Source organism: Rhabdaerophilum sp. SD176 (genome assembly GCF_030143245.1).
Lineage (GTDB): Bacteria > Pseudomonadota > Alphaproteobacteria > Rhizobiales > Beijerinckiaceae > Rhabdaerophilum.
This window is the reverse complement of record NZ_JARJNS010000012.1, coordinates 1-21,837: the sequence shown is the minus strand read 5'-3', so window position 1 is coordinate 21,837 and position 21,837 is coordinate 1. Positions and strand designations below refer to the sequence as shown.

The following is a 21,837-nucleotide window of genomic DNA, read 5'->3' as shown; positions in this document are numbered from 1 at the left end:
TCCCCACGCGGTCGCCAGAACCGGACGGGCAGCGAACGGCCCCAAATCGGCCGCCAAGCTGAGAACCCGGTCTCCTTGCGGAAACCCTGGCTTGAAACATCAAGGGCGAACAGAACGATCTTTTCGACGGGACGGATATTATGATCGGGTTGTGATGCATCTTAACGCTGGCAAAAGCTGGTGCTCCGCTGAAGACAATGCATCAGCATAGGATGTAGCCTTCGGCCAGCTGATGCGTTGATGTCGGCCAAGAGGAACCTAGCGCCGCGCTAACGCGCTCATGATTTCCGCCGCCGCCTCTGGATTTTCCTCGAATAGGCGTTTGATAAGTCCATCCAGGTCGATATTCGCGGGCAGATCCGCATGGGCCCCTAGCCCCGCAATCAGACGGCCGCGCGTTTCATCGTCCGGGCGGCCGTAGTGCATCAAGGTCGTCTCGAGGCGCGAATGCCCGAGATTGATGCTGACAGCCAAGGCTTCGCTCATGGACTTGGCCTTTGAAAACCCAATCCGGGTGATGAGGTGCCTGAAGACATGGGGGCTGTGCGCCGGCAGCCCGGCGGCGTTGAAGGCCTTCCGGATGATCGCGCGGACCTGGCTCGAGCCCTGCCAGACCGGAAATTCGCCTGGGCCGATGCGCTCGCCTGCCATGATCCGGTCAAGCTCGGTATCGCGCGGGAAGAGCGCATCGCTTTCGGCGAGGCCGAGGGCCCGCAGCTCGATGATCCAGGCTTCGAGAACCGCCCGTGCTTCCGGAAAGAAGGGAAACAGGAAAACGGTGAAGCGCTTCGAGTTCTTGGTCCTGACGATCAGGCCGTCCTGCCAGACTGAGTTCTCTTCGAGATTCACTGATCCCAGGGTGAGCGAGGCGAGCGCATTGGCGCGGACGATCGCGAGGAGCAGCATCGCGAAGACGGCACGGTCCCGCCGCTGCAGCAGGGTTTCCGCCGGCATAGCCGCGAAGGCGGCTTCCGCCTCTTCCTTGCCGGGCACCGGTTTCGGCGGCACGGCACGGGCGCGCTCCTTATCCGCGCGCGACGCCGTGAGGTATTCGATGGTCTCCCGGTCGAGAGGGCGTCCTTCCTTCCGGTTGGCCAACCAGCGGAAGAAGCCCCGGCAATGATCGAGGGTGTGGACGATGGTCGAGGACGAGCGACGCTCACCCGTGACGGTGCTGGGCGTGGTCAGGAGATGCTCCTTGAAGCGGATGACATCGGCCCGCCGGAGCTTCAGGAATGACCGTCCTTCAGTGAAATCTTCGAAATCGCGCAAGGCCGCAAGCTTCGCAACGACGGTCGAGAGCTTCAGGCCCTGCGCCTGTTCGAGAGCGACCTGCCAGTCGCGTCGCAGTTCGGCGTTGGATCGGATTTGCATGGGGGCCTCCTTTTTCGGGGCTCAAACCTCAAACGGCAGAGTGAGCTGCGCTAACCCAGTAGTGTCGGCAGGCCGCTCTGTTGTTTGGGTGGGTTTCGGGGAAAAACGCCGCTCGCCGTGAATCAGGGAATCGCAAGACGGATCATGCCGTCGCATTTCCTGCGGCAGACTGAGCGGGTTCGAGGGCGGCGCTGATGCTGTGCTCGTGCTGACTGACCCATGATTTAGCCGGGCCAGAAAGGCTTCGGCAGTCTCCTGGGAGCAGGCGCGAAAAATCCTCGTGGAGCAGGCCGGGCACCGCCCCTTGAGGGTGGTGCTGCGCCGGCCTTGATACGCCATCCTTACGCTGCGCTGGGATGGCTCCCGAGGGCGATGGCATTTCAGGCAGAAGAATTCCGTTGCCGCCAGCGGCTGCCGGCTCGCGGCAAGGCGCGCATCGAGGAAGGCGTTCAGTTTGTCCCCGCAAACCAGGAACCGGGATGTTCCGGGAACGCGCTCGAGGCCGGCCTTGCCCCAGTTGCGAACGGTCTGCTCGGAGACGCCGCAAAGGCGCGTGATCTCCGGCAGGGAGTAGATCAGATCGGCGCGGGCCCGGATCGTGTGCCGCCGCTTGAAGGGGCGCCGCTTGCGTTTTGGGCTGCCAGGTGGAGCGGTTGGCGTGGCCATTAGGTGTTGCTCATTGCCTGATCGAACGCTTCGAGATCGACCAAAGCCCAGCGCGTCAGGCGGCCGAACTTCCGGGGTTCGGGAAACCCGCGCGTTTTCGGCCAGCGCCAGATCGTAGCGACCGACGCGTCGTAGCGAAGCGCGACGCTGTCTACGCTGAGAAAGGCACGCTCCTGTGCCGGCGGGCTGTCCGCGCGCGGTTTCCGGGCGGCCTTCGTTGGCCCGGCAGCGGGGAGGGGCTTTCGCCCGCCCGGCGGCCGGCCGCGTTTCCGCAGGGTGCGAGAGGGCATCTCTGCTGGGGCTTCGCACGCAGCGGGATCCGGCAACGGATCGAGGCCCTTGCTGGCCTCCATTCCGGGCTGGTCAGACCCGGTCCCGGCATCCAGTGCCGGGGTCGGGTGAGCTTCGCTGTCTGTCGCGGCATTGGGGGCTGCGATGTCTTGTCGGTCTGACGGGGGGCTGCCTCCGCAAGGGTGTGCGGATGGCGGGATTTCGTCTTTCGTGATTTGCCGGAAGTCGAAAAGATCCGGCTGCTCGATACCGGTTCCTTTGCCTTTCTTCAGGGCGCCATCTGGCTCCGGCCCAGACGGCTCCCGACCTGACGTGGTTGGCCGCTCAGTCATTGGGGCCAACCCCGTTTTCGATCATGTGGCGGATATCCGCGACGCGCCAAGCCGGGAGCCGGGGGCCGAGCATCACCGGCCGGGGAAAGCGTCCGTCCCGTATGCCTTGATACCAGGTCGACCGGCTGACCGGGATCGGGCCATGAGGCTTGATGATGTCGCGCAGCCGAAGATAGCCGGTAAGCGGCAATTCAGCGAAAGGTCGTCCAATTGGATTTTTCATTGTCTGGCTCCGTCCGTTTGTGAACGGAGCAGGGGTATTTCGCCACGATACGGCGCAGGACGAGTTCGTGAGGATCGAGACGAATTCGTCTAATTCCAGACGAATTCGTCCCTATTTTTTCTTGGACTGATTTTCCGCGAGCATATCGAGCCCTGCCCTCACAAAGCCTCGGATTGTGTCCTTATGCAGCGGGACACCGAGTTTGATAAGTTGGGTTTCGAGGGTGTGTGTAAGGGCTCCCATATCCGAGCCGGGTTTATATCGGTACGAACTCAACACCATTGCTCCGACAAGAATCAGTAGGGTCTTACGTTGCTTCGGATGTAGCGGTTGTTCGTTGGGATCCAGGATCTCCAGTTCCGTTGGCGCCGAAGGAGGCGTAGGAGCCTCGAAGGAGTGACCTGGGCTATCGCCCGGTTCAGAGGTGGCGTTTACTGCCTCGGTGACGTGATCCGGCAAGGCTTGCAGCACTGACGCGGTTGCCTCGATAGCGGACGCCGAAAGGGTGCCGACTTGCGTATTGCGCTTTTTCATCCGCTTTTGCTCCAACTGCTGGACACGCTCGACCAGTGCATTCGGCATCGGAAAATCATACTCTTCGGCCCACTCGATCACCCTGGTCGAACGGGTCCGATCATCCAGTTCGCCCGCGGCTTGATGGCGTTGGACAATCTCCAGCCGCTCGAAATAGGTGGCGGAGAATACGGTGCCGCGCGTGCTCTGGACGAACTTCTCGGAGCTGACGAAGCGCGGGTCCTTGCTCAGCGACAACGCGACGATTTCCTCGGGCGACCAGGTTGGCACCTTGGTCCAATAGTCGAACTCGGCCTGCGCTTGAGGCTCCTCCCAGAATTGCCGATGCCACTTCATGATGCGTCCTCAAATTCAGGATAGAGGCGGATTATGACGACATCAGCCGCCTCGCTTCAACTGATCGAGATAATCCGCCCACCACTTTGCCATCTCCACGCGCTCGTTCCAGTAGGCCCCGCGATTGTAGGCCCGGCGGACGGCATCAGGATCCTGATGCGCAAGCGCGCGTTCGATGGCATCGGGCGAGAACTTGCCGGATTGGTTGAGCAGGGTTGACGCCGTCGCCCGGAATCCGTGCGCGGTCACATCCTGATTGGTGTAACCCATCCGGCGCATCGAGGCGTTGAGGGTGTTCTCGGAGATTGGGCGTTCCACCGTGCGAAGGCCGGGAAACACCAGCCGGCCCCGCCCGGTAAGGGCGTGCAATTCGGAGAGGATGGCCACGGCTTGCGGCGCCAGCGGAACCTCATGGTCACGGCGCATCTTGGCCCGAGCCGCGGGAATGACCCAGAGAGCATTGGCTAGATCGAATTCGCGCCATTCCGCCATCCGCAATTCACCCGGGCGCGAGAAAACAAGCGGCAGCAGGCGAAGCGCAGCCTTGGTGGTGAATTGCCCCTCAAATTTCTCGACGGCCCGCAGGAAGGCTCCAAGGGCGGCCGGATCGAGAATAGCCGCGCGATGCTTCACCTTGGGCGCTATGATCGCGCCGGCAAGCGCGGTCGTCGGATCATTTTCCGCCCGTGCCGTCGCTATGGCATAGCGGATGACCGCGCCGATCGTGCCCCGGACACGCTTCGCGGTTTCCAGCGTGCCCTTCCGTTCCAGATGCTTGAGGACGGCCAGAACTTCCGGTGCCTTGATTTCCGCGACCGGGCGCTCACCGATAAACGGAAACGCCTGCTCGAGCAGATAAAGGTTCTTGATGATCGTGGTTTCAGACCGCTCCTCACGCTTCTGCTTGTCGAGATACTCCTCCGCCACGGCGCGGAAGGTGGTGGCATTGCTGATGGCCCTCGTCAGCTTGTCGATGCGCTTCTGTTGCCCCGGATCCGTGCCGGCGGCCAGCAACGCCTTGGCCTCATCGCGCTTCTTCCGGGCCTCGGCGAGACTGACATCCGGATAGGTGCCGAAAGCGAGAGACTTCTGCTTGCCTGCAAACCGGTAGGCCATCCGCCATAGCTTGGAGCCATTGGGCTGCACCCAGAGCTGTAATCCCTCGCCATCCGAGATTTTCTGCAATGCCTTTTTCGGCTTGGCAGAACGAATCGCGACATCCGTCAGCGCCATGTTGGTACCCGCCTGTTGGTATCGCCCTGTTGGTATGGGCTCCGATACCAACAACGATACCAACAAATCGGTTGGCTTCAAGCGCACGAAACCGGACGCCGTTGGACGTTTACGGACCAAAAATCGTTGATTTACCGAGATTTTTCAGACGCTTACGGACAATCACGGACGTCTGCGGAGGGGAAAGTGGTGCCCCGTATCGAACAAAGATGCGAACATTTATGTTATTGATATTGAGAGATAAAATTATGAATACTGCCGCAGCGCCAGTTTGATTCCCCCTTCAGGATCCAAACCGAGGTTGAAGCAGAAAATTCCTTTCTGTCGGGTTGGCGCCCCCATTTCAGTCACAACGGCTGGCTCTATGCTTTCGAGAAATCAACGGCTTTCCGCAGGTGCTCAAAGCGCGAGCAATAAGATCATCAAACAGTGTGTATCTTCAAGCATTGATCACGTGCCTTAAATCGGTATATTCGCGGGGCTCAGATGTACCGGATCAATTCCATTTTTGAATAGAAAGTCTTTGAGCATGACGTCATCAGTGGCTGTTTTGTATTTTCAATTTGATTGGATCCAAGAGGTACAGCAATGATCGAATGGCTAAATCACAAGTTAGACAATAAGACCAAAAGAATATTTTTTGTTTTATGGTGTATTATATTTATTTTTTCGGCTACGCTCACGGCTGTATTTTTAAAAATCGCACATGACATAAAAAATAGTAGTGGTTTGGTTGCCAACGCTTATGACAGTTGCACCAAGATAAAGATAGCTAAATTCAATAATTTGAAGCTAAAATACAGAGAAGATGTTATTAGAGAACAGGGTATCGAAGATGGCTTACTTCAGTCGCGAGTACCCGAGGTTGATTTTGAAGATAGAGTATTTAATAAATTGTTTGAAAAAGAAAAATATATTAACGAATATTATCATATCATATTTAGTCAGACAGACAATTTTATTGGATCATGCATTGAAGACCGTCTCGGCGCAACATTTCATAGACAATTGTCGATCATAGGTCCATTAATTGTAAGGCTTTACGCTTTTTCCTTGATTACACTAATTTTGATTTTATTCGGCCAAAATATTTGGAATTCCACGGGAGGAAGATTGTTGCGTTGGATTAACGCCGGTAACCAACAGAAATTGTGAGCTACTACTGTTAAATGTAACTATCGAAGGGGATGGCCCCCGCTTTTTAAAGGCCGTCCTTGCGGCGCCTCATAAGCGCCATTGAAGACAATTAGGCAATTAGGCTAAGGTCGACGCCGCGAGGGAGGACGCTGTGAAACGGCAAATATTGGTCGGCATCATGATGTTGCTTACGAATGCCTCCATTTCGCAGCCGCTCCAGCTGCCCAATGGCCTCTCAAAAACGGAATTTTTTGGCGACATACTGGCTGCAATTTCGTTTTGCAATCTTACCTTATCTGTCGATCAATACGAATTGGGCGCTGGTATGAGAGCGTTCGGAGTAACACGAAAAGAAATACAAGAATTAAATGCGGCAAAAACACGGCATTACCACGTTTATAGACGTGATTTCGATAACTCTGAAAGCCACCAAGAATTTTGCATTAAAATCATGCAACATCCATTTATATCAAGGGTCTTGCGTCGCGGTGTTCCAACAATCATTGGATCAGACGATAGAAGGCAACCAGAGAAAATAGAATTTTTCGGAGTCATTACTGCAAAATTGAGCTTCTGTAAGATAAACGTCAGCAACCAGAAATTTGGCTTTTTCATGGCGCACATGGGCCTCAGTCCGGAGAGTTTTCCAGCGCTTCGAGAACAAATTGCAAAGTCGCGCAGAGACCTCGTGAATGAATATAGCAATCCACAGCTCGCGGCAGAAATGTGCCGAGAGGTGCGTGATAATCCGTCCCTCGAACGTCTTTTTGGCCCATAATCCGGAATGATGGCAGCAGCATGTTACGGCAAAAGGTTCAACCTGAGTTCTTTTAGGAACGTATTGTGCTTCGTTTTAGTTTTTTGGATGTCATTTTCTATATCAATGAGCTGCTGGTGAACGGTTTTAAGAATTATCTCCTCCTCGCCGACTGCTGTACTAATGTATCGAGAAATATTGAGATTGTACCCCTCTTCGGCGATCCGCTCCAAGGCGACACGCTTTGAGTATCGATCTTCCTCGTGACGAAACTTGTAGGTCTCGACAATCTTGCCGATATGATCATCGGTGAGCTGGTTCTGGCGCTTGCCTTTCGCGAAATGCTCAGCCGCGTTGATGAAGAGTACGTCGTCGGGCTTCTTGCACTTTTTCAGCACGAGGATGCAGACCGGGATGCCGGTCGAGTAAAACAGGTTAGCTGGGAGGCCAATCACCGTGTCGATGTGGCCATCCTTCAGCAGCTTGGTGCGGATGCGCTCTTCCGCCCCTCCTCGGAACAACACTCCGTGAGGGAGAATGATGGCCATCACACCCTCATCTTTCAGATAGTGGAAGCCGTGCAGCAGGAAGGCGAAATCGGCAGCCGACTTTGGTGCTAAGCCATAGTTCTTGAACCGCACATCGTCGCCCATCGCCTCGGTTGGTTCCCAGCGGAGGCTGAAGGGCGGATTGGCAACGATGGCGTCGAAAGATGGCTTTTTGGCCGGATTCAACTCGCGCAGGATGTCCCAATCATTCGAGAGCGTGTCGCCGTGGTAGATTTCGAACTCGGTGTCCTTCACGCCGTGCAACAGCATGTTCATGCGGGCGAGGTTGTAGGTAGTGATATTCTTTTCCTGCCCGTAGATTTTGCCGATGCCATGAGGCCCCATGCGCTTGCGCACGTTCAGGAGCAACGAGCCGGAGCCGCAAGCAAAATCGAAAACGCTGGCGAGACGTTCTTTCTTCCCGGTTGCTGGCTCCTGGCTGTCGAGCGTAACGATCGCAGAAAGGATGTCCGAAACCTGCTGCGGGGTATAGAATTCGCCCGCCTTCTTACCCGATCCGGCAGCAAATTGGCCGATCAGATATTCATAGGCGTCACCCAAAGCGTCCACATCAGATGAGAAGTCTGCAAGCCCTTTGGCGATCTCAGTGATGATAGTGCAGAGTTTGGCGTTCCGTTCAGCGTAGGACCGGCCGAGCTTTTCTGAGCCAAGATTGATTTCTGAGAAGAGGCCGCCGAACGTGCTCTGGAAGGACTCGTTCTCGATGTATTTGAAGCCCGCTTGCAGGGTATTCAGCAGTTCGTCGTTCTGGGTGCGCGCCATATGGGCGATGCTGGTCCAGAGGTGTTCCGGCTTGATGACGTAGTGCGCCTTGAGGCGCATCTGCTTTTCAAAAGCAGCAACATCATCGGGGTTCTCCGCGTACCAAACAGATAGGGGCGAGCGCCCGCCATTGCCGATCGCCTTCGGGTCAGGGTAGTCGCGCCCGAGCTCCTTCTTCGCGGCCATCTCGTAATTGTCAGAGAGGTAGCGAAGGAACAGGAAGGACAGCATGTAGTCGCGGAAATCGTCCGCGTTCATCGCCCCGCGCAGCGTGTCGGCGATGTTCCAGAGCGTCTTGCCCAGCTGCTTTTGGTTGTGGTCGTTCATTGTGCGGGTGCTTCCTCTGCGGCGGGCGCGGGCGCCGGAATTACGGGTTGGGCGGCGACAACTCCCGGCAGGGCGAAGTCAAACCGCGCGATGAATTCGCGGAGGATGCGGCGGAAAAGTGCCTTGTTGTCCTCGCCCATTTCAGTGGGTTCGTGGATCGCATAAGCGCCGTGGCTGAGCAGATTTAGGGCGCGGTTGAACAGCGCGCGATCTTCCTCGTTATCGAGCGCCTTCAGGCAGAAGGCCATGCTCGGATGCCCGAAGAAGGAAGCCGTCTTCTCCATGACGCTGCGCAGGGCGTTGAAGTGAAAGGTATAGAGCTTGCCCTCTGCGGGATCGGCGGCGCGCTGCAATTCAGCCAAAGTAGCGACGTGGTGGAAGAAGGGCGTGTCGTCGGTGGCCTGTAGCGTGTATGCGCCGTCGCCGCCTGGGCGATGCAGGAAATATCGCTTGTGGGTGACTTTCGATTCGCCATCGACCCGCCTGCCGACTTCGTTGCACATCACGTTGAAGAACAGCGAATGGTGCGACGAGAAGATCACCTTGATCGGCGCAGGCGCACCCGCGCCATCTTTCCGCGTCGCCGCCCGGCGAAGAAGCTTGGCGAGGTCGCAGGCGACGGAGATCGCGTTGTTGTCATCCAGCGACGAGATGGGATCGTCGATATAGAGATATTTCTTGCCCTGATAGGATTGATGGCCATCCAGCATGCGTTCGCAGATCGCCATGAATACGCACCAGATGAAGATGTTCTGCTCGCCGCGCGACACCTTGATGTTGGTCTCTGTACCTTTGCTGAAGCTCACATAGTCCGGCTTGGAAACGGTTTCCTTCCCCTGCGGAACCTCCTTGTAGGTGAAGTCGAAATCGAAGTCGGCGTATCTGGAAAGGTAGCCTGCGATCGCTTCATCCAGCGCGAGTTCCGTCATCGCGTTGAAGAAGGACGACTTCTCGTTCAGTTGCAGGCGGCGCACGCTGTCGCCGTCGAGGTCGTTTTCCCAGACGAACAGATCCTCGGTGAAGGCGTTGAAATAGAGGGTGTCAGGAGTCGCGCTCGGGTTCTTCTTCGTCTTGCGCTTGCCCGCGTCCTTGAACTCCATCGAGAGGCGCGTCTTGCCGGTGCGGTTGTAGGCGAAAATCAATAGCAGCGAGATCGGCTTCGTGGGGTTGTTGAGATCGTCACGAAGCCGGGCCACCAGCGACCGCAGGTTCTTGTATTTGCTCATACGTCAGCCTCCCCAACGGATGGGAAGAGCAGCTGCATCAGCCCCTTCTTGTGGGTCTTGAGGGTGTCGAGCTTTCGAGCCTCGGCGGCGATGAGGTCGTCGAGAGAGGTGAGGCAGTCCGCGATGCGCTGTTGTTCCGGCGGCTTTGGAACAAAGAATTTATACCGCAGGAACTGCGAGCCATTTATCGAGTTGATGGTAGCCCCAAGATCACCGGCGACCTGCTTCTGATATCTTGAAGTCTGGAAAAGCTGAAAGGCGAACTTCGGCGCCTTTGAGCGGAAAACGGTCATGAATGCGCCATGGGTGCAGAGCGGCATTCCTTCTGGAATTAGCGCCGTCTTACCGATTAGGGATGTTGAACCATTTCGTACACAAACCAGAATGTCATTCGGTCTAGAAAGGTTCGCTCCCTTTATGTTCGGGTCAACGTAGACACAATCCTTCAGATCGATTTTCCCGCTCTGGATGTTTGACGAACGCAGGACCAAAAGGCCCTCCTCCTGGACGTCATCAGGGCTGTAGGTTAGCCCAGAAACAAGGTCGCCCAGCGTGTTGAGGCGAACCTCCTTCCACTCACCCGTTCCCTCGAACTCGCGAAAGCGGAGGCGGGGTTGGGTTTCGCCTTCCTGGGGGAAAAGCTGCTGCATCAGGCCCTTCTTGTAGGCCCTCAGCGCCTCGACCTTCCGCCCCTGCGCGGCAATCAGCGCGTCCGCCGAGTCCAGACAGTCAGCGATCTTTTGTTGTTCGGGAAGGGTCGGAACACAAATATCTCCCTTGAGGACGTCGGCGTTGTTGACCTTCATGTCATTCTTTGCGCCCTTTCTCACAATGGGCTGCAAGTAAGCATTCAGGTGGAAATCGACGGAAAAGAAGTGATCCAAATAGGTTGCGCTGCATTCAGGAAAGGGCCGATAGACTGCATACAGAGTTGAAACGATCCCGCGCTTCCCTTTGTTTTCCTTGATGATCCCATAAGGATTTTTCTTGAGGGGGCTCTTTGTGTAAACAATGTCGCCGTGTTCGACCACATGATAGTCCTTGACAGTCACGCCAGCATAAGAACGTCCCATGAATTCAATCTGGTTGACACAACCATACTCACCAGACACGGACAGGACGTCAGCGGGGCCAAGCTTAAGTGACCTGTTGCGGTGCTTCGCCTCGAACAAGAGAGAGTTGAGCTTTGTGATGCGCCAGCCGCTTGCGTCCTGAAACTCCGGAAAGCGCAGTTTCGGCAACAAAAACTCACCGCCCGTCGCGGCAGACGATTTCACTTTACTGCTCATAAGCGCTCAGCCCCGAAATCTCGCGGCCACCGGCGCGCTTGAGCAGCAGCGGCATCAGGTCGGCCATCAAGTCCAGTTCCTTGACCCGCCGCGCCTTCCAGTTCAGGCCAAGGGGTTCCATCAGGTCGGTCAGCGCCTCGCCATCAAAGATCATGCGTTGCAGGATGGTGTCGACAAAGCCTTGCAGCGCCTCGGCCGCCAGCCCGTGCTTGCCAGCGATGCCCGCCAGTTCCGCCGCGTTCTTCTCGGTCTTGAAGCGGCTGTAGCCATCGCGGATGGCCTTTTCGCTCAAGCCCTCGCCAGCCTTCAGGGTGTTGATGTAGGCGGCGATATCCTCGCGCTCGTCCATCAATTTGGCATCGGACTGGATTAGGCCGATCAGCTCTGCGCGGCTCATCTTTTGTTTGCCGGGCGTCGCCTCGGAATAACGGGCGATCAGACCCATGATGTAGTCATAGTCGATGACGGCCGAGGCGAAGAGGACGAACTCGAAATCAAGCTGGTCGGCGTCCTGGCTGGGCTTGCCATCACCCTGATCTTGGCCCTTGCCCTGCTGCGCCCGAAGGCGTTGGGCGGTTTCCAGATAGGCGCCGCGGAAGCCAAGCAGGTTGTCACGCGGAAGGACCTGTTCGATGGCAGTGCGGTTCTCGTCCGTCAGGTCGGTGTACTGGTCAAGCTGAGTCTTGAGGCGTTGGACCTCCTTGAAATGCTCAATGAAGGCGGCGCGGGCCGCGTCGCCCTTGAGGTTGGGCACTGCGTCGGGGGCGCATTCGAGGCCCTGCGACTTCATGAAGGTGTCGAGTTTCTGGACAGCAGTTTCCAGCTTCTGGATGACCACCGGAGCCTTATCGACCAGCCAGATTTCACGGGCCTTCTCGGCAGCGGCCTCACCGGAGAAGAGAGCGATGGCAGAATCGACGGCCGCTTGCTGCTGGCGGAAGTCGAGGATGTTGCCATAGGGCTTGGTGGCGTTCAGCACGCGGTTCGTGCGCGAGAAGGCCTGGATCAGGCCGTGATGCTTCAGGTTCTTGTCGACGTAGAGGGTGTTCAGGAACTTTGAGTCAAAGCCCGTCAGCAGCATGTCGACGACGATCGTAATGTTGATCTTGTGGTGCGGTTGGTTGGGGTAAGCCTTCTTGAGATCGGCATCCGGCCATTGCTGATCTTTGATGCGCTTCTGCACGTCCTGATAATAGAGATCAAATTCACCGATCTTGTGATTGGTGCCGTATTGGGCGTTGTAGTCGGCAAGGATTGCTTTCAGCGCCTCCTTCTTTTTTTCAGGCTCAACCGCGTTGTCTTCCTTCTCCTGCGGCAGGTCTTCCTGGATCTGCTTTACGTCAGGATCGCCCTCGGCGGGCGGGGAGAAGACGCAGGCGATGTTCAGCGGCCGGAAGCCGGGATCGGCGGCCAGTTTCTCGACCTGCATGGTCTTGAAAAGGGAATGATACTCGATGGCATCATTGATCGACGACGTGGCAAGCAGGGCGTTGAACCGGCGCTGCCCGGTGGCCGCGTCGTGCTTGGCGAGAATCGCCTCGATCACCGCCCGCTTCGCCAGTGGTTCACCCGGTTTGGGCACAGTCTTGCCCTGCGGTTTGTAATAGTCGACGTGGAACCGAAGGACGTTGCCGTCCTCGATGGCATGCGTGATCGTGTAGGTGTGAAGACGCTGCTGGAAGAGGTCTTCCGTCGTCTTCATACTGGCCTGCGTGTCCTCGATCTTCTGTTGGGCCGCGTTCTGATCGAAGATGGGGGTTCCCGTGAAGCCGAAGAGCTGGGCGCGCGGGAAGAATTCCTTGATGGCCTTGTGGTTCTCGCCGAACTGCGAGCGGTGGCATTCGTCGAAGATGAAGGCGATACGCTTGTCGCGAAGGGGTTCGAGCTGTTCCTTGAAGCTCTTCTTGCCGTCCTTCTTCTGCTGTTTGTTGCGCTTGCTGTTTTCGTCCAGCGCGAGGCCGAGCTTCTGTATCGTGCAGACGATGACCTTGTCGGCGTGGTCGTCCGACAAGAGGCGCCGAACGAGGGACGCCGTGTTCGTGTTCTCCTCGACACAGCCTTCCTGGAACTTGTTGAACTCCTCGCGCGTCTGCCGATCAAGGTCCTTTCGGTCCACGACGAAGAGGCACTTCTCGATGTCGGGATTGTCCTTCAGCAGCGTTGACGCCTTGAAGGAAGTCAGCGTCTTGCCGCTGCCCGTCGTATGCCAGACGTAGCCGTTGCCGCAGTCTTGCGCGATCGAGTCGACGATCGCCTTCACCGCGTAGACCTGATAGGGTCGCATCATCAGGAGCTTCTGCTCGCTTGCGACCAGAACCATGTAGCGGCTGATCGTCTGGCCGAGCGTGCATTTGACAAGGAAGGTCTCGGCGAAACTGTCGAGATGGACGATCTTTTTGTTATTGACGTCCGCGAATTCATAGACCGGCAGAAAGCGCTCTTCGGCGTTGAATGCGAAATGGCGCGCGTTATTGTTCGCGAAGTAGAAAGTTTGGTCGCGGTTGCTGACGATGAACAGCTGAAGGAAGCACAGGATGGTTTTGGTATAGCCGTTCCCTGGATCGTTCTTGTATTCGACGATCTGCTCCATGGCGCGCCGTGGGCTTATTCCGAGGGTTTTCAGTTCAATCTGAACGACAGGTACACCGTTGATCAGGAGAACGACGTCATAGCGGTGGTGGCTGTTGTCGGTATTGATGCGGAGCTGGTTGACCACCTCGAAAGAATTCTTGCACCAGTCTTTGATGTTGACGAGTGTATAATTTAGCGGCGTGCCGTCATCACGAATGAAGCTGTTGCGCTCCCGCAGCGTTCGAGCTGCGGTGAAAACATCAGGCGTAACGATCTCGTCCATTAGCCGCTGAAATTCGCCGTCGGTCAGCGTGACACGATTAAGCAACTCGAATTTCTCGCGGAAATTTTGCTCCAGCGTGGCGCGGTCGCGGATGTCCGGGCGATAGTGGTACTTGAGGTCCTGGAGCTTGGTGATCAAAGCTTCTTCGAGACCCCGTTCAGCTGTGTTCATATGAAAACCGGCAATTTTTGGCTCAGCTGGACTTTCTGGGCACCTATCACGGATTCAATTTTGTAGCTTCAACTCCGAAGAAAGGCGAGCCTGATAAACCTACAGGAGTCTGAGGCTGCCGCTGACCAGACGGCTGCAAGTGACTGAGCCAGTGCGGCTGCATCTCCGCCGTCTCGAGATGTATATTATTCGAAAGTATTTCTCTAATCAATGCAGTTTTTTCTCTCAAATCCCCGGAAACTGTCTCCCAACCCTTAAGACGTAGAGGAGTAAACCGCGCTGACGGGGGCGCTTAAGTTACGAAAGAATGCCCATGAATACGAACGACGATAGCCCCTCGGCGAGAGCCGCGGGGCTGAAGACGCTTGCCGCCAAGGCGTTGCTGACGAAACTCCAGCAGCATTCTGCCTTTCAGCTCGACTTTTCGACCCGATGTGACCGCCTGATCGCAATTCGGGCAGCGCTCCGGGAACGAGAGGCGCTCCCTGCCGAAACTGCGGCGGAACTCATTTGGCGGTATGTTGAGGCAGCGCTTGCGGTCTCGGTTCTGCCATCAGCCACCAAAACGGACCTGGCCCGCAAGGTGACGGTTATAGGTCCGATGTCGCGAGAGTTTCTGCCACCGGTTAATGCTGCCTTGCTCGCCAACGCTGTGATTGCCGCAATGATGGCTGACGGCCAGTTCCAAGGCGTGCGCTTGGAAATCCAGGCTGAACCGCCATCGAGTCCCGGTTCTCTCAACTGACGGATCTTTTGCTTCTTTGGGACCCTCAATTCCCGGAAAGCACACCCAGCCCCAGCAATCACCCCTAGAAGGAACCGGCGTTGCCGGTCGAAAACCCATGCCCAAGAACAATCGTAAAGCCCCGAAAACATCCGATCTGACCACCTTCGGGCCGCCACCCCAGGCGGTCCTTTCCAACCGCTTGGTCGATGCGGCGAGCGGCACTCACCGTGTCGTTGTTTACGCCGCTGGAAGTCGCGGACTGGCCTCCTTTTCCAGAACACTGGGGCTGACCGCCTACAAACTGGGCGTCACCAGCGCCGGTGATGCGCAAAGGCGGATCGTCGATTTGAGGCGCAAGCACTATGGCTCGCTCTTCGGCCGGATGGACCAGCCGATTGAAGAGCTTCAGACCCTTCCACAGGCGGACGAATGGGCGCTGGTGCCCTGGGTTGTCGATCCTCTGGGGGAAAGCCTTGACTTGCCAGCCGGCTATTACTTGCGGAATGGCGTTCTTGAAATCGAGGTCCGGCTCGACGTGCCAGTCGAGGCTGTGGATCAAGCGGTCCATGCCATGATGGCTCCTCGATCTTTGGATGACTTTCTGGTGACGGCCGACGGGAAGGCGAGGCTAAAGGCGACCGGCCGCGACCCGGAGGGCATGCTTTTGACTCCCTACACCTTGATGTACGAGACGGTTCGCATCTCCAGGGTCAAGGAAATTTACTTGTATCGACCGCAGGTTGAGTTCCGCCGACTGGTCACCATCCTTGCCCGGGTTCTCGCCCCACTGATGCCCGCCGCGACAAAGTCAGCGGAGGCAGCGTGATGGCGGAGCGCAAATCCCTCGCTACGTTCAGGGCCAACAACGATGAGAGGACCCCTTTCGACGACGATGAAAACCCCGAAAATATCAATGTCTACGCCGAAAAATCAGCGCAGAAGCAGGGGGGAGGCGTAAAGCCTCCTCCCGACCGACCGATCGGGGCAGAATTGCTTCATCCTGAAGCGAACGGGAACCGGCGCTGGCTGAAGCGCATCTATGATCCCGCTCCGGCAGCGGCGGAGCTCGCGAGTGATGATTTCGAGGGCCCCGGGCAAGACAAGCTCGTGGCGCGCACCAAGGCACTCCGGCAGATGGCGGACGACCCGATGCTGGGCTGGCGTCCGATGATCATGGCCACCGACGCGATGATTGGTGATCTGGACGCGCTTGCGGCCACTGCGCCGAACTTTCGGCGGCTGTTCGACATAGTTCTCGCCGCGGCGCGGGCGTCACGGCACGCCGCTATGCCTTTACGACTCCCACCGATTCTGCTCGTCGGCCCGCCGGGTGCCGGAAAAACGCGCGCGGCTTACGCGATCGCGGGCGCGCTTGGAACTAGCGTCGAGAAGGTGCCGGTGACTCTGCAAACCGGGGCAGGGGTCTTGTCTGGCCTTGACTGGACCTGGCGCACACCAAGTATGGGTGCCGTCGCCAAGGCCTTGCTGGCCACGAAGACTGCAAGCCCGATTGTTATCATCGACGAAATCGACAAATCATGCCCTAGATCAGAATATGGACAGCTCCTGGATCCGCTTCACGACTTGCTTGAAGTGGACACCGCGAGGGAGTTTGAGGACGAGTATTTGAAAATGCCACTCGCGTCCGATGCTTTACTGTGGCTGGCGACCGCGAATGACATTGACGCGATCCCGGCGCCGATCCTCGACCGCATGCTGGTGATTCAGATTGACCAGCCAAATCGCCATGAAATGGGTGTTATCCTAGAGGCCATGATCCAGGCCGCCATGAAGCGCTGGGGAGACTGGTTCCCCGCCAAAATTGACGTTGATGCCGCCACGCTCGCCGCGTTGCGTGTGATCCATCCCCGCGCGGCAAGGCGGATTATCGATCTCGCGGTGGGATTTGCCGTTGCCGCTGGGCGTCGCGCCGTTCTACCCGAGGACGTCGAGCGCGCGCGAGTGATCACGATCGGGCTGACCACGAAGAGAAAAATCGGGTTTCTATAAAATCTGGGCAGTCTTGATAAGTGGATCATCACCTCTGCTGCTTATGGTAGGTTGACCATTCTCTTGAAACACGTGCATCGATGCTGTTAAGCGACGAAGATCTGAAGTTAATCATAACTTGGCCTCAGTGCCAGCCGGGTGAGCTCGGTCTATTCCCAGATGGGACGGCGATATCTCTAGAAAAAGTTGCTCTCTACTGGTGTACCCACGGGAAGGTCGCCACCGAAATCGCTCCGATCGACAAGCTTGCAGAGTTCTTCGCGCGCACCCCGCCATCAATGAACTTTAAGCTAGAGCGCCTCGGTCTGCCCCACCCAGTTATTATCGTGAAAACAAAAAGTGGGGAGTGGTTCGGCCTCGATGGTCGCAAGCGCATCGACTGCGCGCAGAAATTGGGGCGTGATGACTTTCCTGCCCTCCAACTGGCCGAGGACGATGTCCGTCGCATCGGCAGGATCACCCCTGAATTCCAGAAGGGCGAAGAATTCACAAAAGCTGAGAAGGCGGCCTATCGGTTGGCTATGTTGGCCAACAGTGTCACCAAAAGTCGTGTTGAAGCGCGTCCCTGGAGCTGCGAACTTGACCTGAAGATGGAGCCAGCCTTTGGTGCGGGCAATCTGGATGGTAACGGCACCGGCCGACCTTATGCTCTCGTCCGCGCCCATTCAAGGATCACGAAAAAAGAAGGAAAGGCCGGCCGGAAGAGTATTCCAGAAATTCGTGCTCTAGAACGCGGGATGGGGCGCGTCATTGTTGCAATCCGGAAGACACTTCAGGCCTCGGGGCAAGTCTTTTCGATTGAACAAATAGTTGAGGCGCTGGAACAGGGCCGCATCCGTACCTCTGCCAAAGCATCAGAACAATTCCCCATGACCGTCAACATGCCACATGTTCGGAAGCTCTATAAATTGGTGCAGAATGCAGAACATGACGATGTCTGTTTGGCAGACAAACCTGAAGCAATGGTCATCGAAAACCTTCCCGGGGCACGGACCAGCGGCCCGTTGATTGGAATGGTTCTTTTGCTTCGCGATCTCGGGGTTTTGCGCCGCCGAATTAAAGAGTTTGATGCAGATTTCAACGCGTTGAAACGAGATGCGGAACGTGGCGCAACCGTCGAGCCGGAACCCTATGACCGGGTGATGTTTGATCGGAGTGCTCAGTCCAAATTTGAACCTATGCCGGAACAGCTACCCATCCTCGGCCTCATCGATGCAATGGCTGTAGCCAAAGAGACCGGCGTCTACGCGAGCGACTATTACGCTGATTGGATATTCACGCGGCCGATGCTCGAAGTCGGGTTCATTCTGAACGAGGCGAGGCGAAACCGCGGTCCCAAGATCGATCTTGGAACCGCGGTAAGTTACCTTCAATATCGCGCCCGGTCAGCGAAAGGCCGGAATGGGCCGCTTGACGCGATTTGGCGATTGGCTGTTCGCGGCCACGCGGAGATGGCTGATTGTCTCGACCTGGTTGCCCTCGCATCTGTTCGAGCAGGCGTGCCCCTTGCATTTCCAGTAGCACTTGAAGCCAACGCTTGTTGACCGCTAGTCACGCTCAAACCCTCTCTTGACTTGTGGTTTGCGCAGCTGTTGCGCTGTCTGCGCCTGACGATCGGCGTCGGCAATTGTCTGCTCGATTTGCGAACTGGTCGGCATATGGCGCTCATGATCCGCCAGTTTGTCAATGAATTGACCGTATCGATTGAGCTTTTTCTTGATTTCCCTTGCTTTTTCCTCGTTGGCCTCAATCGAATTCGCGAGATCGGAAGCGCGCTTTTCTGTCTCGGCTAGCCGATCGGCTGCTTTTTCCTCCTCTTTTCTTGCTTCCTCGATCCTTGCTTTGATTTCCAGGTCCGTCTCTGCAATCTCATTCTTACGTCGCTCGGCCAGCTCGTGCAGCAGGCCGTTAATGGCATCGACGAAGGGCTTGGCTTCCGGTTGGCCCAGTTTGGCCTTCAGCTCATCACTCCGCTCGCCCGCGAGCCATGCCGCGAGGGCAGGGCCGATGGCTTTGATCTTGGCCGATTGGCGATCGAGCACCGTGCTTTCGTTGGCCAGCTTGTCACGGGTTTCGCGCTTCGCGGCAATATCGACGACTAGCGCCTTCCGTGTCGCATCAACCTGCACGCGAATGCCGTCAAACATAGGGTCATCGAGGATCGCCTGATCCTCAGCCAAGGGGGCGCCGATCAAATGCCGCCGCAGTGCCGGCCCAAAGCGCCTTACGCGTTCCTTGTCGGCCGCAACGCGCCCATCGTGCTTTACAACGGCATCGTTCAGCATCGTTTCCCGCTCAGTAAGCCTGGCATCCTTGGCCTCAAGTTCGGATGCTTTTTGAGTGATTTCTTTGTCTTTCTTGTCCAGATCGGTCTTCAAATCCTGTAACGCGGCCCATTGTTTGCTGCGTTCCGCACTCAGCGCGTGCATTTTCTCGATTTCTATTGCAACTGTCTGCTCCATCTGTTCGAGACCGCGTCGCCGCTGATCGATCTCTTCCAGGACGAGGTTTACGGGTTCTTTCAGGCTGGCCACGTCAGCGCGGAGCAAGAGTTCTGCGTCTCCTTCCTTTGACCCAGGACGCCACTGCCGGATCACGCCGTGAACGGCCGCCATAATGCGGTTCACCAAGGTTTGGGCTTCCTCCACGAGGCGGCTCGCGCGCTCGGTCGCCGCCTGCGCCTCCTGTTCGGCCACGCGGAGCCGGGACTCTTTTTTCTCGAGCTCGGCGGCGCGCGCGCGAGATCCGGCATCGCGCGTCCGGATCGCCTGCTCGTCGTTTCCAACCTTTTCCTCCCGCTTATCGAGTTCGTGCGCCCGTTCCTTCACGTCGAAGCGCAGTCCTGCCACGCGTTCTTCCTCGCGCAGGTTGTCAGCAGCGCGCTTATCCTGTGTCGCTTTCTCCGCTTCGACTGCGGCAATCGCAGCCTCCAGCGCAGCGCTGGCCTTAATCGCCATAGGAGCAGACATCGACGCCCGATCGGCGTCGGTGAGCTCCTCCCCATCTGCAAGCCGCGTCCAAGCTGCTGCAAGCGTCTTCACCTCGCGGTCGATTTCGCTTCGGTATTCCCGCTCGAGGCGATCGATTCCAGCTTCGCGCCATTCAAGTGACCGTTTGGCGTCGTCTATTGCCTTCTTCTCGACCGTCAGCTCATCAAGAACCACCTGAGCGGCTTCAGCTTCCTTTTTTAAGACATCAAGCGCCTGCTGCTGAGCCCGGTATTCCGGAGTTTCCAGATGGCGACGGTCTGTCATGTATTTGCGCTGGCCACGCACCAGCGCTTTGTCGAGATGCGTCTGAGCATAGTTCGCCCAGCCAGTCTGGAGCGCCGAATAGTCGCCGCGCTCCTTGGTGCTGGAACGTAGGCCCTCGAACGCTTTGTTGCACGAGATTTCCAACACGCCGTCATCGGAGCGACTACCATCCTTGCACAAGCGTCTTTGTCGCTCGTAGACGGGCACTGCGAACACGTCGACGACCGCGCCGCCCATCTCGTCAAGGTCGAGCCGGACCGCTGCGACCGGGCCGATCTGGCCCTCGACGAAATCCTTGGCGGCGTTGAGCAGCGCGCGGTTGCGTGGGTTATCGCGCTCGTGAAGCCCACCCGCGATCTGTACCCAACTAGCTGATACACCGAGGATGAGATGCATGCATATGGGCGCTCGGGCGCGTTCCCTTGCGGAGCCCTTGGCCTGGCGCCAGCCCTCAACAAGGTTAAAGACGCCGTCGCCCGCACCACGTGTCCATCGGATCTGATCCTTTACTGGATCGGTGCCCGCTCGGATTTCGAACCTTGCCGATGGATCGCGATCGGCATGAAGCTGTGCGTCAACCAGATCCGCGAACGTCTTCAGTTTGTCGACGCGCGCGAAGGCATACATCGGCTTCCCGGGGGTGCTCATCGCGTACCTCCGGACACCTTCCAGGCCAACCCTGCCTCGACATGCGTCTCGGCTCTGAGATTTCCCCCGCGGGATCCGCGGGCGAACCCAGTGAGTTCCTTGGCGCAAACGCCAAGGAACTCACTGGGAGTTATTTTCGTGCCGAAAACCGCTCCGCTTAACTCCGTTCGGTCTGCGACGCTGGCCGGGCCATGGGCACGGCAGAATGCCCGCCAGCCGGCGGGGCCAGACAGGCCGTCTGGCAAGATAAGTACCCCCGACCCGGGCATGCGCCCGATCCGATTAGCGCGGCGATCGCATCCGCGATGGGACCGATAAGGGGTGCATTTGCAGTCGCGGCCGAAGCCACTCGTCTCGGGTGCCGTGCAAGGCATGCGCGTGTCCTCCAGAGTTGGGAGGACACTGAATTACTGGGTCTCAATCCCCGACGGACCAGCCTTGCCAATTCGATTCGGTGAGCGGCGCTTCGAAATGTGAAGATTGGGAAGCCTCACAAACGAGGCGCATCTCATGTCACGCGTTCGAACTGCACCGACCAATCCGAAACGATCATCCCGAAAGGATCGAGCGATCCCGGACCACCTATCTGTCTCGGTCGAAAACATCGACGCCGGAGTGTTCTCCGCAGCTGAGATCGATGCAATCGAGCGTCTAATGCACGACGAAATCGAAAAAATTCTAGCACGAAGCATGGCAACGCAAAAGGCCCCCTCGCATTCGAAGGCCTTGCCTGCACGACGCCTTCGTGATTCCACTCGCTAGTCGCCAGGAGGTCCCATGCCCCGCCGGAAATCCCACCCCCCTGTCTTGCAGAGCCACGCGAGCATTCGCGTTGTCGGCTATGCCCGGGTTTCGACCGAAGAGCAGGCCGAGAACCGGCTTTCCATCGATCAGCAAATTCGTGACATCGAATGTCGCTGTCAGGCCGAAGGCTGGGAACTCGCTGAGGTATTCGTCGATGCTGGCTTTAGCGGGAGTTCGACCAAGCGGCCCAACTTTGAGTTGATGGTTCAATACATCTTTGATCCAGTCAACCGGATAACCATGATGATGGTGACCTGCCACTGAGTTGTCATCCAGCGGCGATTAGAGCCTCGGCGGGTTTTACGCCTTGTGG

At 57.3% G+C, this 21,837-nt stretch carries 18 protein-coding genes; 7 read left to right on the top strand and 11 right to left on the bottom strand.

What is annotated here, in order from left to right; all coding sequences use genetic code 11:
* Positions 1-258: 258 nt before the first annotated feature.
* The 6 genes from P0652_RS18475 to P0652_RS18450 all read right to left on the bottom strand — a co-directional run bounded on the left by P0652_RS18475 (position 259) and on the right by P0652_RS18450 (position 4,989).
* A complete protein-coding gene (locus tag P0652_RS18475) occupies positions 259-1,374 on the bottom strand; it encodes a tyrosine-type recombinase/integrase (protein ID WP_284180376.1) in 1,116 nt (371 codons plus the stop codon).
* Positions 1,375-1,395: 21 nt separating this feature from the next.
* Positions 1,396-2,040, bottom strand: a complete 645-nt coding sequence (locus P0652_RS18470; protein ID WP_284180375.1) for a MerR family transcriptional regulator — start codon at positions 2,038-2,040, stop codon at positions 1,396-1,398.
* Complete coding sequence (locus P0652_RS18465) at positions 2,040-2,330, bottom strand: helix-turn-helix transcriptional regulator (RefSeq protein WP_284180374.1); 291 nt, start codon at positions 2,328-2,330, stop codon at positions 2,040-2,042. Before P0652_RS18465 ends, P0652_RS18470 begins: the two co-directional genes overlap by 1 nt.
* A 325-nt stretch (positions 2,331-2,655) precedes the next feature.
* Positions 2,656-2,886 (bottom strand): helix-turn-helix transcriptional regulator, encoded by a 231-nt coding sequence (locus tag P0652_RS18460; RefSeq protein WP_284180373.1) that lies wholly within the window; start codon positions 2,884-2,886, stop codon positions 2,656-2,658.
* Positions 2,887-2,997: 111 nt separating this feature from the next.
* Complete coding sequence (locus P0652_RS18455) at positions 2,998-3,756, bottom strand: hypothetical protein (protein WP_284180372.1); 759 nt, start codon at positions 3,754-3,756, stop codon at positions 2,998-3,000.
* Positions 3,757-3,798: 42 nt separating this feature from the next.
* On the bottom strand, positions 3,799-4,989 hold the full coding sequence (locus P0652_RS18450) for a tyrosine-type recombinase/integrase (RefSeq protein ID WP_284180370.1): 1,191 nt from the start codon (positions 4,987-4,989) through the stop codon (positions 3,799-3,801).
* 588 nt (positions 4,990-5,577) lie between these two features.
* Here P0652_RS18450 and P0652_RS18445 point away from each other — a divergent pair.
* Entirely contained in the window at positions 5,578-6,144 is a 567-nt protein-coding gene (locus tag P0652_RS18445) for a hypothetical protein (protein WP_284180369.1), read from the top strand.
* Between the two features lie 133 nt (positions 6,145-6,277).
* A complete protein-coding gene (locus P0652_RS18440) occupies positions 6,278-6,904 on the top strand; it encodes a hypothetical protein (protein WP_284180368.1) in 627 nt (208 codons plus the stop codon).
* 23 nt (positions 6,905-6,927) lie between these two features.
* Here the strand turns inward: P0652_RS18440 and P0652_RS18435 are convergent, their stop codons facing one another.
* From P0652_RS18435 to P0652_RS18420, 4 genes are read right to left on the bottom strand one after another with little or no spacing between them, the layout of a single operon-like run.
* Positions 6,928-8,541, bottom strand: coding sequence for a type I restriction-modification system subunit M (locus tag P0652_RS18435; RefSeq protein WP_284180367.1), 1,614 nt, complete (start codon positions 8,539-8,541; stop codon positions 6,928-6,930).
* A complete protein-coding gene (locus P0652_RS18430) occupies positions 8,538-9,767 on the bottom strand; it encodes an AAA family ATPase (RefSeq protein ID WP_284180366.1) in 1,230 nt (409 codons plus the stop codon). The genes P0652_RS18435 and P0652_RS18430 overlap by 4 nt, the downstream gene beginning before the upstream one ends.
* Positions 9,764-11,056, bottom strand: a complete 1,293-nt coding sequence (locus P0652_RS18425; RefSeq protein ID WP_284180365.1) for a restriction endonuclease subunit S — start codon at positions 11,054-11,056, stop codon at positions 9,764-9,766. Before P0652_RS18425 ends, P0652_RS18430 begins: the two co-directional genes overlap by 4 nt.
* A complete protein-coding gene (locus P0652_RS18420) occupies positions 11,046-14,081 on the bottom strand; it encodes a type I restriction endonuclease subunit R (RefSeq protein WP_284180364.1) in 3,036 nt (1,011 codons plus the stop codon). Before P0652_RS18420 ends, P0652_RS18425 begins: the two co-directional genes overlap by 11 nt.
* 313 nt (positions 14,082-14,394) lie before the next feature.
* Between P0652_RS18420 and P0652_RS18415 the strand changes: the two genes are divergently transcribed.
* The 4 genes from P0652_RS18415 to P0652_RS18400 all read left to right on the top strand — a co-directional run bounded on the left by P0652_RS18415 (position 14,395) and on the right by P0652_RS18400 (position 18,362).
* Positions 14,395-14,826 carry a hypothetical protein gene (locus tag P0652_RS18415; RefSeq protein ID WP_284180363.1) on the top strand — a complete coding sequence of 144 codons (432 nt, stop codon included), beginning with the start codon at positions 14,395-14,397 and terminating at the stop codon, positions 14,824-14,826.
* 97 nt (positions 14,827-14,923) lie between these two features.
* Positions 14,924-15,634: a hypothetical protein gene (locus P0652_RS18410; protein WP_284180362.1), complete on the top strand. Its 711-nt coding sequence runs from the start codon at positions 14,924-14,926 to the stop codon at positions 15,632-15,634.
* Entirely contained in the window at positions 15,634-16,818 is a 1,185-nt protein-coding gene (locus P0652_RS18405; protein WP_284180361.1) for an AAA family ATPase, read from the top strand. The genes P0652_RS18410 and P0652_RS18405 overlap by 1 nt, the downstream gene beginning before the upstream one ends.
* Positions 16,819-16,898: 80 nt before the next feature.
* Positions 16,899-18,362 (top strand): hypothetical protein, encoded by a 1,464-nt coding sequence (locus P0652_RS18400; protein WP_284180360.1) that lies wholly within the window; start codon positions 16,899-16,901, stop codon positions 18,360-18,362.
* Between the two features lie 3 nt (positions 18,363-18,365).
* Here the strand turns inward: P0652_RS18400 and P0652_RS18395 are convergent, their stop codons facing one another.
* Entirely contained in the window at positions 18,366-20,720 is a 2,355-nt protein-coding gene (locus P0652_RS18395) for a coiled-coil domain-containing protein (protein ID WP_284180359.1), read from the bottom strand.
* 777 nt (positions 20,721-21,497) lie between these two features.
* On the opposite strand from P0652_RS18395, the gene P0652_RS18390 reads away from it, so the two are divergent.
* A complete protein-coding gene (locus P0652_RS18390) occupies positions 21,498-21,788 on the top strand; it encodes a recombinase family protein (protein ID WP_284180358.1) in 291 nt (96 codons plus the stop codon).
* Positions 21,789-21,837 lie beyond the last annotated feature (49 nt).

Coding starts and splice junctions, on each gene's coding strand:
- P0652_RS18475 (WP_284180376.1), bottom strand. CDS start 1,374: ATGCAAATCCGATCCAACGCCGAACTGCGACGCGACTGGCAGGTCGCT.
- P0652_RS18470 (WP_284180375.1), bottom strand. CDS start 2,040: ATGGCCACGCCAACCGCTCCACCTGGCAGCCCAAAACGCAAGCGGCGC.
- P0652_RS18465 (WP_284180374.1), bottom strand. CDS start 2,330: ATGCCCTCTCGCACCCTGCGGAAACGCGGCCGGCCGCCGGGCGGGCGA.
- P0652_RS18460 (WP_284180373.1), bottom strand. CDS start 2,886: ATGAAAAATCCAATTGGACGACCTTTCGCTGAATTGCCGCTTACCGGC.
- P0652_RS18455 (WP_284180372.1), bottom strand. CDS start 3,756: ATGAAGTGGCATCGGCAATTCTGGGAGGAGCCTCAAGCGCAGGCCGAG.
- P0652_RS18450 (WP_284180370.1), bottom strand. CDS start 4,989: ATGGCGCTGACGGATGTCGCGATTCGTTCTGCCAAGCCGAAAAAGGCA.
- P0652_RS18445 (WP_284180369.1), top strand. CDS start 5,578: ATGATCGAATGGCTAAATCACAAGTTAGACAATAAGACCAAAAGAATA.
- P0652_RS18435 (WP_284180367.1), bottom strand. CDS start 8,541: ATGAACGACCACAACCAAAAGCAGCTGGGCAAGACGCTCTGGAACATC.
- P0652_RS18430 (WP_284180366.1), bottom strand. CDS start 9,767: ATGAGCAAATACAAGAACCTGCGGTCGCTGGTGGCCCGGCTTCGTGAC.
- P0652_RS18425 (WP_284180365.1), bottom strand. CDS start 11,056: ATGAGCAGTAAAGTGAAATCGTCTGCCGCGACGGGCGGTGAGTTTTTG.
- P0652_RS18420 (WP_284180364.1), bottom strand. CDS start 14,081: ATGAACACAGCTGAACGGGGTCTCGAAGAAGCTTTGATCACCAAGCTC.
- P0652_RS18415 (WP_284180363.1), top strand. CDS start 14,395: ATGAATACGAACGACGATAGCCCCTCGGCGAGAGCCGCGGGGCTGAAG.
- P0652_RS18410 (WP_284180362.1), top strand. CDS start 14,924: ATGCCCAAGAACAATCGTAAAGCCCCGAAAACATCCGATCTGACCACC.
- P0652_RS18405 (WP_284180361.1), top strand. CDS start 15,634: ATGGCGGAGCGCAAATCCCTCGCTACGTTCAGGGCCAACAACGATGAG.
- P0652_RS18400 (WP_284180360.1), top strand. CDS start 16,899: ATGCTGTTAAGCGACGAAGATCTGAAGTTAATCATAACTTGGCCTCAG.
- P0652_RS18395 (WP_284180359.1), bottom strand. CDS start 20,720: ATGAGCACCCCCGGGAAGCCGATGTATGCCTTCGCGCGCGTCGACAAA.
- P0652_RS18390 (WP_284180358.1), top strand. CDS start 21,498: ATGCCCCGCCGGAAATCCCACCCCCCTGTCTTGCAGAGCCACGCGAGC.